The organism is Intestinimonas sp. HCP28S3_D6, assembly GCF_052065695.1.
Classification (GTDB): Bacteria; Bacillota; Clostridia; order Oscillospirales; family Oscillospiraceae; genus Intestinimonas.
In genome coordinates, this window is record NZ_JBQHTM010000045.1 from 15,764 (window position 1) to 29,519 (window position 13,756).

Sequence of the window (13,756 nt, forward strand, 5' to 3'; positions counted from 1 at the left end):
TTTTATTCAATCGTGATTGTGGAATTTCTGGGCAGTTCTTTCTTTACCTGCTTGGGAAGAGATACTCTCAGGATACCATCCTCAAACTTGGCGGACACATCCCGAGGCTCAATTCCCTCGCCCACAAAGAAGCTGCGGCTACAAGCACCGGCGTACCGCTCCTGACGGATGTACTTGCCCTTCTTATCTTCCTGGTCCTTGTCCAATCCCTTGGCGGCGCTGATGGTCAGGTAGCCATCCTTCAAGTCAAGCTGAACTTCATCCTTCTTGAAGCCGGGAAGATCAATATCCAGCTCATAGGTGTTGTCGGTTTCCCGCACATCGGTCTTCATCAGGTTTTTGGCGTTCTTCCCGTACAGCGGATTCCGAATAGAACGCATCGGGATCATAGGAAAGTCGTCATCAAAAAATTCATCAAACAGGTTCTCACCAAAAATACTGGGCATCATAAGTCATTCCTCCATTCATAATCCTTACTGAAATGCCCTGTGTGAGGGGGCTGTTTTGCCCTCCCGCTTGGAACGACTCTGTTATAGTCTCTTGCGTTAGCACTGTCAATAGGAGAGTGCTAATGTTAACAGAAATACAAAAGTTCGTTCACATATGATACGATTTCTCGGCCGTCAGGCATTAGAAATGCTGGGGCCGCAAGGAATGCCTCAGCACTTTTAGCGCTCGCCTACGAATCAGGAAAGAAAATGATGCTGGTTATACCCCGATTGCACTGCGTAGAACCATTGAAAATGCTTTTCACGATGAAACCGCAGGCGGCTTGCGCTTTGTGCAGATAGTGGTACAATGGCACTGAAAAAGAAGCGATTCAGGAGGCCGCTTATGTATCAATATAGGATAGGTTCTAACCTGACGCCGCTGTCTGGAAAGCCAGATCCAGATACCTGCGTCCTTACACTGCTGTCCTCGGAGGAACTGGACCAGAATCTCCAACTCCCGGGACTGGAGCAGGTTCTCCGCCATACGCCTACAGCGAGGGATGCCCGCGTATGTAAGGCTGAACCCCACCGAAATTATCTGTGCGGGACCATTGTGACCCCACGGCATACAAAAGAAAAGGCACCCATCGCCTTCGGATATCTGATGACACCCAGCCATGTGGTTTTGAGCGACGATGCGGGTGTGGCCCATGCCATGATCCAGAGACTGCTCCGGGAGAATCCACAGATGGAAAAGAGTCCAGGCAGTTTCTTTTATACGTTCCTGGAGCTGATCATCGCCAAGGATATGCACCACTTGCAGGAATTAGAGGATGAGCTGGATCAACTCGAAGATCAGGTGCTGGCAGGCCAGTTGGCGGGATTCAACCCCAAAATGACGGCAATACGAAAAGAAATATCCAACTGGATACGGTACTATACGCAGTTGGATGATATGGTCTGTGAATTTCAGGAAAATGAAAATGAGTATTTCGAAGAGCATGAACTTCGCCTGTTTCATATGGTGGAGAAACGCATTGGGCGTCTGAAGAATGAGGCACAGATGCTGCGGGAATATGGACTACAGGTGCGGGAACTGTTTCAGGCGGAAATCGATATTCGCCAGAACAACATTATGAAGATACTCACCATCGTCACGACTATCTTTTTACCCCTATCTCTGGTGGCAGGCTGGTATGGCATGAACTTTACCAATATGCCGGAATTGACCTGGAAATACGGCTACCCGGCAGTCATTGGCATCAGTGTTCTTGTAGTTTTGATTTGTCTCTGGGTGATGAAGAAGAAAAAATTCTGGTGAATCCCGCGATACCAGCGAATTGGTACCTCTTTGGACTTAATAAACACCCCATTCGTCAGGCAGCATGCCATACTGTCTAACGAATGGGGTGCATCTCAATATTTATCGGTTTTTTTACCGTTGCAGGATTTACAAAGCATTTGACAGTTATCGGGCGTTGTTTGCCCGCCTTTGCTCCAAGGCTTGATGTGATCGCCCTCCATTTCCTCAAATTCAAAATGCTCTCCGCAGACAGGACATATCCCATTTTGCCTGCTGTACGCCGCCAGTTTTTCCCGTTTATCAAATGCACGCAGGTTTAACAATCTGCCTGCGAACGGATCGGTATCTCGGCAAAGTAAGAACTCATAAATGCCTTTCGGCTTTTGCACATCTTCATCCTCGTGTAGACGTTTTACTTCTGCGGACATGACCGCAGAATTGTAGGCGCGATTATGGTACTCATTGTAGAGATGACACCAATCCAACCCTTTCATATCCGAAAAGTATTTTGGGAAAATCTTCTCAGACCAATGGATAACATCTTGGAAATACTGCCACAATTCATCTGCGTCCGCATCTGATTTATGCCGCGCCATATATTCGGTGATTTCGGAAATGCTTTGATATTCGCAGATACCACGCAGCGCCTTTTCCAGTAATTCCTGCCTATTCGGGTCGCCAGTAATGTATTTGTCTGCCAGTAGTTTTGCAGCACAGTTCCGTTTGGAAAAATATCGCTTTGCATCTGAAAGCCATTCACCGGTATAAACAGAGTTCCGAAGTTCCTGTTCCGTTAGCTTCTCCCCTGCAATATTGACAACCCGGAACCATTCTAACTTTTCGGATTCCTCCCCCTCACAAATATAAACCATAAATTCATAGTTCATAATTGCATTGTACTTATCATCGGGCAAGGCGTCCCAATAATATTTCCTGCCATCCAACGCGATAGAAAACTTATGTTTCAAATATTGCATAACAGACAAGGTTCGCTGCTGACCGTCCAGCACCTCATATCTGTCGCTTCCGACCTTAACCCAATACATGACATTCAAAGGAAAGCCTTTTAATACTGTTTGGATAACGGCCTCCGCCTGCTCATTGTCATAAACAAATTCCCGTTGATAGGGCGGGCGGATCGCAAGTCTGCCTCCATAGGCAAAAACACCGTCATCGCCGTTGTCAGCATAACACTCAAAAACCTCTCTGACCTTGATTTGCTTTGGCTCTATTTTCACTTGCTTGCCCTCCTTTTGATTAAAATTCTCTTAAAGGTATTTTTTGCGTTCCCACTTGTATCGTAATATACAAGGCTTGTCATATTTGCGGTGTAATGTCCTCTGCCACCTTGTGCACGATATTTTGCAATCCACTCTTCGCCGATCCTGCAAATTCCAATCTCATCAGAGCCGTATTTCCCGGTATAATCAGCACAGCCAATAATTTCAAATTGTTCTGGATTGTATTTGTCCAAAAACGTAATAGGTACACCCATAATGCCGTTACATCTTGCGCCTGATAACGATTCTGTCATACAGTCGTCTGAACTTTGCGTCTGATGACAATCCTGTCGTAGAGGCAGCGATAGAGGAGCTTGCCGCGCTGTGCTGCGGCTCTCTCTCTCTCTCTCTCTCTCTCTACTTTAACAAATTGTGAACAATCCACAGGCAAGTAGAAGCGGACACCGCCCGCGACATAACTTCCCTTTGGCGCAATCTCCGACATAGGTTTTCCCATCCATCGACTTCCTCCGATGATCTCAAACTGCTCGGGATTGTGTTTATCCAAATAAGTAATAGGAACGCCAATTTCCTCAAAATAGTCACTTGGAATATCACTGACACGCGATACTTCTATCGCATCGTAATTGGCGTAACGTGGATAGTCTTCTTCGTTCCCATAATATTTCTTAAATAGTGTTAATTCTTCGTGACGCTTTTGGATATCTAAATTTGTAAACCATGTGCAATTGCGAAAATGCACAAGGCCGGTTGCTGGATTATATACGCCGGGTGCATATCCTGTTGCTCTTTCAAGTGGTATTCGAAAATAAGCATCGTCTTTTCGGAAACCATAACCCAGCCACAATTTGTTGTCTTTGATCAGCGGGAAGATTTCTTTATATGTAATGGCATTCTTGTTTCCGATGATTAGGAATTTTTTATCATATTCCATGAGCTGTGCGACATACTCTCTGAACAGACTAAACGGCGGATTCGTAACAACAATATCAGCCTGTTTCAGATATTCAATGCATTCCTCGCTGCGGAAATCGCCGTCACCCTTTAACTTCTTGACGCCACGCCTTTTTGATTTCAAAAGTGCGTCAATGTCCTCGTCGGAAACACCTCTGCCGTTTGCCATCGGTACTTCCCTAATGTCCATGACATAACCGTGACCTCGGGCCACAGGCTCGTTTTCATCATCGAACAAGGAAAGCTGCTGTCCCACCACTGGAGAAGTGCCATAGGAAGTGCAGATCAATCGTTTCAAGCCGAGGTAATTAAAGTTCCGCAGGAAGAATTTACAGAAATTGCTCTCAAAGGGATCATCGCAGTTGCAAAGAACGGTTTTCCCACGAAAGTGCTGTTCGTAGTGGTTCAATTCGTTCTGTATATCCTCATACTGCGTATAGAACTCATCTTTTTTTGCGTCTTTGGCTTTATGCAAATTCTCATTCTTTGCCATGTATCTTTCCCCCGTTGCCGCTTTTGCGGTTACTTTTAATATAGTACAAACCGGAAAGAACGGCAACAACATGTTTTAAGAACATGGTGTTTCATTGTAAAAGACCGACACCCATGTTGAATGAGTGTCGGTCTTTGTTACCCTATTATGCGCTTGATTTTTTTGCGTACATGGCGTAAGTTTGACGTAAATCCGCTTCTCTATCTCGCAAACCAAGCAATTTCAGGGGTTAAGGCATTTTTTAGTACATACCGCTTGTAACCAACCTTAGTTACTCTTTGATAACAGCGTCGCAAAATTTGCCCATATTTGTAGCCTCATTCAGAAGCTGATAAATGCTGAATCCGCTCTGCTTCATGAGCCTTGACCACACAAACAGCCACAGACCTGCGTGGAACACGTGGAAACAGCAGACTTAAAAAGTGCTGGAAAGCAAATGAAGCGGAATGGAAACGGCCATAAACGAACGAAAAATATTATAAAAAGTTTCAAAATTCGGTTGGTAAGGATGAGGTCGGCAGTTCGAATCTGCCCAGCAGCTCCAAAAAGCCTTGAAAACTTTGGCTTAACAGTGATAAGGAAGTAATTCTAATTTTTACTGTTGGCTGACAGATTCGGGTGTGCAGGGCAACCGTAAGGCTGCAAAAGCTGTCTGTTTCCAACAGAAACAGACAGCTTTTGATTTGCGTTGAAAGCATCTTGCTGTTTTCTCTCGAGCGGGGCGGTCTTCCCACGGACCGCCCCGCGAAGCCGTTACGGCTCGATGATGTTGAAGGGGTTGGCCCCGGTGATCGGGATCTGGTTCATATTCTCCATCATCAGCGTCAGCAGCTCTGCGCTGCCCTCGACCTTGACGGCCTTTGCAACCGTTTCCTGATTGTTGGTCAGGATCGCAAACAGCGCATTCTTCGGGCAGGTAATAGACACGTCCGCATCATCAGACAATGTATCCGCATAGACCAGCAGCACACCATTCTTCACGCGGAGCATGTGCTGTTCGCCCACGTCAGGCAGGATCACGTTCATGGTGAAGTCGCGGTCAGCCAGCGCTTGCTTGTCCATGACAATGGCCATATAGTCAAACAGCATGGGCGCGGAGAGGGCCTTGACCATGTCGCCGGTAGATTTGGTGGAAGCGGTGAAATTGGCGTTTCCATGGCGCAGCTCCTGCGCGGCGGTCAGATATTCGTTGCGCCACGGGCCGGACTCCGCCTGATACCCCAGCTGCTCCAGTGCATCGGCGCACAGAAGCCGCGCATCGGTGTTTGTCGGGTCGGCAAAGACGATGGTGTTTGTGACCTCGGCGACCCACTGATATTCACCCTTGTCAAAATCCGCCTTTGCCATTTGCAGGACCTTGTCAACATCCCCCAGGTACTCCACCCATTTTTTTGCGCTGTCGCTTGGCATGAGGGGGTTCAGGTTGACAGGGTTGCTGTCATACCAGCCCATGAACTTCTGGTAGACCGCCTTGGCGTTGTGGGCGACCGTCCCGTAGTACTGGCGGGTGTACCAGATTTTATTGAGCGCCTCCGGCAGCTCGATCATGTTGGAGATCTCGTCACTGGTGTAGCCCTGATTGATATAGGTCAGCGTCTGGTCGTTGATGAACTTATACACGGCAGCCGTGTTGACCATGTAGTCGTTCACCACGTTGTTTCCCCAGTGCGGCCAGTTGTGGGACTGGAAGGTGACCTCCGCGTCCTTGCCGTAAAGGGAAATGGCCTCGGTGATATAGCTTGCCCATGCCGCGCCGTCGCGCACCTCCGCGCCGCGCAGCGTGTAGAGATTGTGGAGCGTGCCGGTGCAGTTTTCCGCCATCCAAAGCGCCTTGTACTGGGGCAGCCACGTGTTCATTTCGGCGGGCGCTTCCGTACCCGGTGTGAGCTGGAACTCCAGCTCCACACCGTCGATCGTCAGCTTTTCGCCGGACTGCGTAATTTCATAGCTGGGCGTCATGAACGAGACCGTTCCGGTGGACTGTCCCATGCCGATGCCCTGCGCCAGCTTGCCGGTCACGCCGGGGGTCAGAAGGATGCCATACTGATAATTGCTGCGGCGGCCCATACCCTTACCGGCGTAGACATTTTCCTTCACGGAGTGCTCCGTGAAGCCCACAGGCGTGATCACGGGGATCTTGCCGCTGGCGAGCTGTTCTTCAATAGAAAGTGTCTCGTCTGCCTTATCCTCTTTCGCCATCACGCCGGCGATGCCGCCAAAATGGTCGGCGTGGGAATGAGAGATGATGACGGCCTTGACCGGGAATTTACCAAGATTCTTTTCGATCAGCTGCATGGCAGCCTGACTGCACTCCACGCTCATCAGCGTGTCAAAGACGATCCAGCCGGTATCACCCTTGACAACGGTGAGATTTGCCATGTCATAGCCGCGGACCTGATAGATGCCATCCGTCACTTCAAAAAGACCATAGGCATGGTTGTTCTTCGTGTTCTCCCAGAGGCTGGGATTTACGCTGTCAGGCGCTTTTTCATAATCGTCCAGGAACGCATAGGCTTCCTGACTCCAGAGGATCGTCCCATCCTCGTCCTTTAGTTCCAGTGTTTCCGGCGCGTCGATCAGTCCACGGATGGCGAATTCATATTCCTGCTTATCATCGAAGTCAAGTTCATCGTAGACGGCGGCATTTGCCTTTGCCGTAAAGTCTGTGGCGGGCTTGACCTCGGCGGTCAGACCCAGGTCTGCCTTTTCCGCACCCGGCTCTTTGCGCCCATCCTGCGCACAGCCGACGCAGGACAGCAATAGTACCGATGTAAGAAGCATTGCTACAATACGTTTCATAGCCATTCTTTTTCCATCTCCTTATTGTTCGCGGATAACAGGTGGCTGCCAGCTATCCAGTGCTGTCATATCCGGTACATAGATCCGCATGAACAGATGAAATTCCCCGTCGGAAACAGGCAGCCAGTTAGAGGTGTCTTCCGGTGCATCCTTGGACAGGATAATATCCAATGTGCCGTCCGCATTCAGCTTGAAGTCGGAGCGGTCGTTGATGCAGTAGCGGTCGATGGAATTGTCAATGAGGAAATCATCCTCTCCGTAGGCGGTCACGGACCAGAAGCCGCCCTCCAGCGTGGGAGGAAGGGTTTCAAAGTGGAGCGTATACTTCTTTTCTCCGGTCAGCGCTGCGCCGGTCTCATCCACCGCTGTCTTGGGATAGATCGCCACGTCCACGGTGTTGGCGCCAAGCCCCACCAGCGCTACCATCGCGCGGTAGGTATACTCCGTGCCGAAGTTGCCGATGGGCTTGCCGTAATAGATCCACTGACCGAGTTTCTGCGCATACTTCGCGCCGTCGGCGGCAAGCGTGGCGCGAAGCCCCTGAAGCATCTGCGTCCAGCGCTCGGCAGCTCCTTCGCCCAGGAGGGCGGCGTCGAAGGTCTTGCCCGCGCCCACGTTGATGGCGGAGAGTTTCTTCAGCAGTTCCTCATCCGCATCGGCGGGCGGGTTGACCTGCATCAGAGCGTTCGCCGTATTGAAAAACTCTGCTGGTGTCATGGAAAGCACCTTGCTCACGGGAACAAAGTCATTTTCCTCTTTATATGTTCCCTGCGGTGCGGCATACTCGCCTCCCTGTACATAAGCCGAAAGCGGCAGGAGCTGCATCTGTTCCTGAATGGCACAGACATTGGGCAGATCCTCGTTCCCGGACAGCACCGTGCGGGTGATCGACCACACCGTTGCGGTGGGCACGTCCACGCGCGTCACACCGCCGGGCAGCTCGCCCTCCCAGCCGGGAAGCGCGATGGCATAAGCGCCCGCTTTGTCCAGCACGGCGGCAGTGTTCGTCCAGGCATCCAGCAACTGTATGTTGCAGAAGCGATCCGTTTCCGGCAGAACGAAGATCATAGGCTCTTCACTGATGTCAAGCCACGCCTGAGAGTAGACGGTATCGACGTTCGGCGTCACAACGGTGCGGAAAGAGGCGTCCGCCAGCTTTTGTGCATGGTTGAACTGATTGATGGGCGCACGGCCAGTCATGGTTCCGTCCGTATTGGTCGATAATGTTTTGGTTGCGTCGGTCAGCACCAGTGGGAACGCATAGATGTATGCCTCGCTGACCGTTTCCCACACGGTTTCAGTATCCGGTGTATCCGGCTGCGTTTTTTTGGCAGAGCAGGCGGAAAGAAGCCCGCAGGAAAGCAGCGTAAGCAGCGATAGTAGAATTGCAAATATCTTTTTCATGTTGTCCTCCTATGATTCTTTTCTGCTTTGGTCATCTCCACGGAACGGCTTGTGCGCATGGATTGACTATGAAGTCGTTTGTGATTTTCTCTTTATGGTAAACTATCGATCATTCCGCCCCTTTCTTTCTGCAAGCCTTGAAAGCTCTTTTTTGACCGCTTCGATCTGTGGGTCAAACAGCGCTCGCTCGGCAAAGATCATATAATTGTTGATGGCAAGGATCGACAGATGAACGAACGGCGCAACCTCTTTGTCGGTGCAGCCGAGGATCTCCGCAATCCTGCCCGTGTAATAAGGGTATCTTGCCGCAAGCCGCACAAGGGAAGGCTTTACTTTTTCTCCGTATTCGTGCGACACACATACGCTGACCAGAAAGCGCATGGTAGGCGACATTTTATCCGCCAGCTCACCGAGATGATCCATCATGCTTTTGACGTCACTAATATCTTCAAACACGATGGCAAACGCAGCTTTTTCAATTCGACTGATCGCTTCCTCGGCGCAGGCAAGAACGATTTCCTCTTTGGTGGAGAAGTAATAGTAGATGCCGCCGTTTTGCAGCTTTGCCGCCCTACAGAGATCCTTTGTGGTGGTAACGGTCAGCCCCTTTTCGACAAAGCAGCCAAGGCAGACGCCTACAAGCTCCTGTCTCTTTTCGGCTTTCTTTTCTTCCCTCAAAACACAATCCCCCCATTTCTGTGCATTATCCAGTGTTTCTTATAATAAGATATCAGACTTCGCAAAATAAATCAAGCGATTGCTTGAATAATAATTATAAATTTTTAGGATCACAATGCTTGGTCAAACATCACAACAGTCTCTTTCAGCAGCCGCACCTCCAGCAAGCTCTGGATGTGCCGAATCACCGTCCTTGCAAAGACATTGGACTTTATCGTGTCCCACTCCGCCAGCCGGACGATCTCCGCTGTGCCGGTTGCAAAGTCAAATCTGATCTCTCCCCATTCGCCGTCGTTGTCTACCTGATATAGGTAGACAGCGGCGGCTATTTTTTGTTCCTTTTGCGGCACTCGGTCTGCTTCAGCGTCACGGTATGGACAAGCCCGCTTTCCAGCAGCTTCAGGCGCAGCTTGTCAAGCGTCCGCCGGTAGAATCGCTCCGCGCCACTGGCGGTTGTACCCTCGAAATCCACCGCCAAGTCCTCAAAGGTAGACTGCGCGTACAAAGGGCTGACGCGCCCACAGGTCATGCAGAGGCTTTTGCCGCCGACAGTTGCTCTGATCTGCTGGTTTTCCTTCTTGACATGAACAATGCTCCCTTCGTGATTGACAGTGTATTTATTTCACTGTCTCTCATAAAGGGAGCATATCAATCAGAAACGGGGGTGATTTTGTAGTTTCTTGATAGCCTTCCTTGAGACTTACTTTGCAAGCACAACGGAAATGATGATCTTCTTTTCCTCCTCGCTCAGATCAAGCGCACCGCCGTCTGCGATGCTCACACGCAGTTCATACAGTGTGCCGTCGGCCAGGGTATCCACGCCAGTCCCGGCTTCATCCGTGATCGTCCACAGCTCTTTGCTGACCTCCGCCAGCTTTCCGTCTGCACCGTAGGCATAGAGCTTCAAATCAGCGGTGTTCCCGGAAAGATTGTTCATCCGGAACGAGACCGTCGTGTTGGGATGAACATTTTCGACCGTCACAGTATTGCGCCAGCTGGCGACCGTGCCGTCACCGCCGTCCTGCTCAAACTGTTCCTGTGTCAGTACGTTCCGCGCGGCCTTATCGAGATCGACCTTGCGGTAGGGCATTTCGGGAAGATACACAAAGCGGTCCTGCAAGCACAGCAGCTCCAGATAGCAAGATACAGCTCAAAGTTATTTAGAAATGTTTTGAGGTCAAATTTTCCGTTTTTCACCAATACCCCTCCATAAAAAAGCGTGCAAAAAGCCCGCCCGCAACGGGCGGGCTTTTTGCCATGTGTTGGGTTGTGTAATAGGGGGAAACCTAGGAAACAAATTTAGGATTCGGCTTCAGGTGTATAGTTCTCCACAAAGTCGATCATGGCGTTGAAGGCCTCGGAACCCATCTGCTCCTCCACCATGGGCCAAACACTCTTGGTGGCCTCCTGGAAGGCCAGAAGCTCGTCCTCAGTCAGGCGAATGATCTCGGTTCCAGCATCATCTTCCACAGTCTGAATGAAGCCTTCTGCAAGGGCGGCGGTCTGCTCACGGCCCTTGTTCTGAGCCTCGATCATAACCTCCTGGATGAGCGCCTTGTCCTCGTCGGACAGCTTGTTCCACAGTACGGGGCTCACAGCGGGGATGGTAGCGGTAAAGTTGTGGTGGGTAATAACCATGTAATTCTGAAGCTCATGCACCTTGGAGGAAACGATGTTAGAGGGGGGATTCTCCTGAGCGTCCACCAGGCCCTGCTGAAGGGCGGTATACAGCTCAGAATAAGCCACGGGGGTCACGGAGCAGCCGAGGGCTTCCCAGGTAGCGGTCTGAATGGGGTCGGGCATGACGCGGATCTTCACGCCCTTCAGGTCGGCGGGGCTGTGGACCGGCACGTTGCAGGTCAGCTCACGGAAGCCGATATCGAACCAGGCCAGGGGCAGGCACTGGGTGTCCTCATAGGCCTTCTGCTGCCAGCTCTGGCCAATCTCGGAGTCCAGCAGAGCGTAAACAGTGTCGTAGTCAAAGTAGAGGTAGGGCATATTCAGACCGGCAAAAGCGGAGGTGTAGTCACCCCAGGAGCCGCAGTTAAGGATGCCAATGTCAAAGGCGCCGTTCTGGAGGCCGCCGATATACTCCTGGGTGGAAGAGGCGATCTGACCATCGGGATATACCTGAGCAGTGATACGTCCGCCGCTGCGGGCCTCAATCTCCTTGATGAAGTAGTTCACGGAAATGCCCAGAGAGGTGGTGCCATCGCCTTCGAACTCTACAGTGGGAGAGGAGGAGGCGATGCGCAGATGAATCTGTTCACCTTCAGAGGACCCACTGCTGGGATTGGTACTTGCGGTGCCGCCGGTGCCATCACCGCCGCAAGCTGCCAGGGAGAGGACCAACGATACAGAAAGGATTCCGGTTATAACGCGCCAAAACTTCTTCTTCACTTTTTTGCTCTCCTTTTCCTTCCAAAATGTGCACAGGTACAGTCGCAAATTGGACGCGTGGCCTCAAGTTGACAGCAAAAAAATTCTTTGTTAAACTAGCAAACATAGAATTTCAACTGCATGTGATCGCTTGCTTTGCCACGTTGGGTCTTGGACTATCTCACTGTGATATCAGTATAGCGTGTCTCTTGGCTGGCGTCCAACTCCTTTTCATGCTGCAATCATAACTTACGACAATAAATGATAATTTCCGCCCTTATTTTTGGATAGTTTGCCGACTTGTTTTCCACGGGAACGACTGGCCGTTTCATAGTTATACACATAGTTTGTCAACGATTGAGTTCCTAAGAGGGAAGGTTTTATTTTATGAACTACCAGACTTTGATTTATTTTAAGATTGTGGCGGAGCAGTGCCATTTTACAAGGGCTGCCAATCTCCTATATATCACACAACCTGCCCTGTCAAAAGCCATTCGTAATTTGGAGCATGAGCTGGGCGCCCCACTTTTTGAGAAGGATGGCAGGAACGTCTCTCTTACACCCTACGGCAAAATGTTCTATGAATACGTAAAGCGCTCGGTGGATGAGGTCGAGAAAGGAATCGCTGCTGTGCGTCATATGGTGGATGTGGAAAATGACACTGTCTGTATCAGTGCGCTGTTTTCCATGTATGCCATTTTCCTGCCGGAAGAGATCATGCGCTTCCGGCGTATCGCGCCCACTTGTAAGTTTTCCCCGCAATATCACTACACGACGTCCATCCTACAGGACGTGCTCCATGAACGGACGGAGCTGGGATTGTGCAGCAATTTTGAACCCATAAATGAATATATGCCCCTGAAGAAATACACCCTCTACGAGGAACCTGTGGGATTGATCGTTGCCAAGAACCACCCATTTGCGAAACGGGAAAAGGTATCCATTCCAGAGCTGAAAAATGAACGCTTTATCGTCTATATCCGCAGCAGACGCGGCACGAACGGACTGCTTTATGATTTGTGTGCGCCCTATGGTTTTGAGCCCAACATCGTCATGGAAGCTTATAATGATTATGGCGTGATCGGTATGGTGGCTGCCGGAGAGGGGATTGCGATTATTCCGACCTCTGGATTTTTGAACATCAACAGTGTCGTCCCGGTTGAACTGGACATTAACAAGCGGTTTGTACGCGATATCAACGTGGTATGGAGAGGAGATAAGAAACTTCCTCCCATGACACGGTGTTTTTTAGATATGTTGATTGAGGATTCTAAAAATGGAACTCTGATCACCAAGCAAAATGAGAATATCAACCGAGAGATCATATAATATGAGAGATGCCAACCCTTGCGATGCAAGGACTGAGCACAAAAAAACGTGTCTGGCCCTGGAGGGCCAGACACGTTTTTTGTGCTAAATGGAATGCGCCCGAACAACCGCTGTCATTTTTTGCAGCTGTTCTATTGCCATGGCAAGATCCTGATGGCATCTGACACAGATGACCCGCTCTCGCGGCACGGGGAGAAGTTCCCAGCTGACGCATTGGCTCAGGCAGCCACACACCAACAATACAGCGGCATATGTCTCTCCCGGCTGCACGGGGAGGAAACGGATCTCGGGGAGTGCTGTCTCCAGCTGTTTTACAAAAGAGACCCGGTCGTACCGTGGGTTGCACCCGCCGCAGTAGCGAACCCCAATTCTGAGCGGATTAGACATGGTGATTTCGGAGGATGTTTCTGGCCTGTTCCAGCAGATCAGGACTCACTTCGCGCACCAAAACCGCTTTTTTGACCTGAGGCAGCCGCTGTGTGAGCTCCGTATGGATCAGCTCCTCTGTGGTCAGGTCGGCGGCCGGACAGCCTGCGCACTGCCCCATGAGCCGAAAACGAAGCAGGCCGTCGGCCGTAAACTCCAGGACCTCTATATCACCGCCGTGAGAATGGAGAAGCGGTCTCACATATTCATCTAGGGAACCTCTGAATAAAAGCCTTTATCCTGTTTCTACTCAATGTATTAGCCGCCATTTGCGCTTGGTTAAGGTGATTTCAGTGCAAAATAGCCATTATTTATCTGC

General features: G+C 50.3%; 13 protein-coding genes. 2 read left to right on the forward strand and 11 right to left on the reverse strand.

The window, feature by feature from the left end; all coding sequences use genetic code 11:
- Positions 1-2 precede the first annotated feature (2 nt).
- Positions 3-449 carry an Hsp20/alpha crystallin family protein gene (locus tag ACTNBK_RS13505; RefSeq protein WP_235228383.1) on the reverse strand — a complete coding sequence of 149 codons (447 nt, stop codon included), beginning with the start codon at positions 447-449 and terminating at the stop codon, positions 3-5.
- Positions 450-834: 385 nt separating this feature from the next.
- Here ACTNBK_RS13505 and ACTNBK_RS13510 point away from each other — a divergent pair, with 385 nt between their 5' ends.
- Positions 835-1,752: a magnesium transporter CorA family protein gene (locus tag ACTNBK_RS13510; RefSeq protein ID WP_441146853.1), complete on the forward strand. Its 918-nt coding sequence runs from the start codon at positions 835-837 to the stop codon at positions 1,750-1,752.
- 95 nt (positions 1,753-1,847) lie between these two features.
- Here the strand turns inward: ACTNBK_RS13510 and ACTNBK_RS13515 are convergent, their stop codons facing one another.
- The 9 genes from ACTNBK_RS13515 to ACTNBK_RS13555 all read right to left on the reverse strand — a co-directional run bounded on the left by ACTNBK_RS13515 (position 1,848) and on the right by ACTNBK_RS13555 (position 11,703).
- On the reverse strand, positions 1,848-2,972 hold the full coding sequence (locus ACTNBK_RS13515; protein ID WP_441146855.1) for an HNH endonuclease family protein: 1,125 nt from the start codon (positions 2,970-2,972) through the stop codon (positions 1,848-1,850).
- Positions 2,969-3,229 (reverse strand): adenine-specific methyltransferase EcoRI family protein, encoded by a 261-nt coding sequence (locus ACTNBK_RS13520; RefSeq protein ID WP_441146857.1) that lies wholly within the window; start codon positions 3,227-3,229, stop codon positions 2,969-2,971. The genes ACTNBK_RS13515 and ACTNBK_RS13520 overlap by 4 nt, the downstream gene beginning before the upstream one ends.
- A 35-nt stretch (positions 3,230-3,264) precedes the next feature.
- Positions 3,265-4,422, reverse strand: coding sequence for an adenine-specific methyltransferase EcoRI family protein (locus tag ACTNBK_RS13525; protein ID WP_441146859.1), 1,158 nt, complete (start codon positions 4,420-4,422; stop codon positions 3,265-3,267).
- Between the two features lie 753 nt (positions 4,423-5,175).
- A complete protein-coding gene (locus ACTNBK_RS13530; protein ID WP_441146861.1) occupies positions 5,176-7,227 on the reverse strand; it encodes an alkyl/aryl-sulfatase in 2,052 nt (683 codons plus the stop codon).
- Positions 7,228-7,242: 15 nt separating this feature from the next.
- On the reverse strand, positions 7,243-8,625 hold the full coding sequence (locus ACTNBK_RS13535; RefSeq protein ID WP_441146863.1) for a DUF1254 domain-containing protein: 1,383 nt from the start codon (positions 8,623-8,625) through the stop codon (positions 7,243-7,245).
- Between the two features lie 102 nt (positions 8,626-8,727).
- Positions 8,728-9,303: a TetR/AcrR family transcriptional regulator gene (locus tag ACTNBK_RS13540; RefSeq protein ID WP_441146865.1), complete on the reverse strand. Its 576-nt coding sequence runs from the start codon at positions 9,301-9,303 to the stop codon at positions 8,728-8,730.
- Positions 9,304-9,413: 110 nt separating this feature from the next.
- A complete protein-coding gene (locus tag ACTNBK_RS13545; protein ID WP_441146867.1) occupies positions 9,414-9,653 on the reverse strand; it encodes a hypothetical protein in 240 nt (79 codons plus the stop codon).
- 350 nt (positions 9,654-10,003) lie between these two features.
- Entirely contained in the window at positions 10,004-10,423 is a 420-nt protein-coding gene (locus ACTNBK_RS13550; protein ID WP_441146869.1) for a hypothetical protein, read from the reverse strand.
- 179 nt (positions 10,424-10,602) lie between these two features.
- Positions 10,603-11,703 carry a TRAP transporter substrate-binding protein gene (locus ACTNBK_RS13555; RefSeq protein ID WP_441146870.1) on the reverse strand — a complete coding sequence of 367 codons (1,101 nt, stop codon included), beginning with the start codon at positions 11,701-11,703 and terminating at the stop codon, positions 10,603-10,605.
- Positions 11,704-12,069: 366 nt separating this feature from the next.
- Here ACTNBK_RS13555 and ACTNBK_RS13560 point away from each other — a divergent pair, with 366 nt between their 5' ends.
- A complete protein-coding gene (locus ACTNBK_RS13560) occupies positions 12,070-13,011 on the forward strand; it encodes a LysR family transcriptional regulator (protein WP_441146872.1) in 942 nt (313 codons plus the stop codon).
- Positions 13,012-13,390: 379 nt separating this feature from the next.
- On the opposite strand, the gene ACTNBK_RS13565 is transcribed toward ACTNBK_RS13560, so the two are convergent.
- On the reverse strand, positions 13,391-13,639 hold the full coding sequence (locus ACTNBK_RS13565) for a NifU family protein (RefSeq protein WP_441146874.1): 249 nt from the start codon (positions 13,637-13,639) through the stop codon (positions 13,391-13,393).
- Positions 13,640-13,756: the final 117 nt, after the last annotated feature.

What these genes read in the sequence shown, in the direction of transcription:
- ACTNBK_RS13505 (WP_235228383.1), bottom strand. Translation starts at nt 449, where the DNA reads ATGATGCCCAGTATTTTTGGTGAGAACCTGTTTGATGAATTTTTTGAT.
- ACTNBK_RS13510 (WP_441146853.1), top strand. Translation starts at nt 835, where the DNA reads ATGTATCAATATAGGATAGGTTCTAACCTGACGCCGCTGTCTGGAAAG.
- ACTNBK_RS13520 (WP_441146857.1), bottom strand. Translation starts at nt 3,229, where the DNA reads ATGGGTGTACCTATTACGTTTTTGGACAAATACAATCCAGAACAATTT.
- ACTNBK_RS13525 (WP_441146859.1), bottom strand. Translation starts at nt 4,422, where the DNA reads ATGGCAAAGAATGAGAATTTGCATAAAGCCAAAGACGCAAAAAAAGAT.
- ACTNBK_RS13530 (WP_441146861.1), bottom strand. Translation starts at nt 7,227, where the DNA reads ATGGCTATGAAACGTATTGTAGCAATGCTTCTTACATCGGTACTATTG.
- ACTNBK_RS13535 (WP_441146863.1), bottom strand. Translation starts at nt 8,625, where the DNA reads ATGAAAAAGATATTTGCAATTCTACTATCGCTGCTTACGCTGCTTTCC.
- ACTNBK_RS13560 (WP_441146872.1), top strand. Translation starts at nt 12,070, where the DNA reads ATGAACTACCAGACTTTGATTTATTTTAAGATTGTGGCGGAGCAGTGC.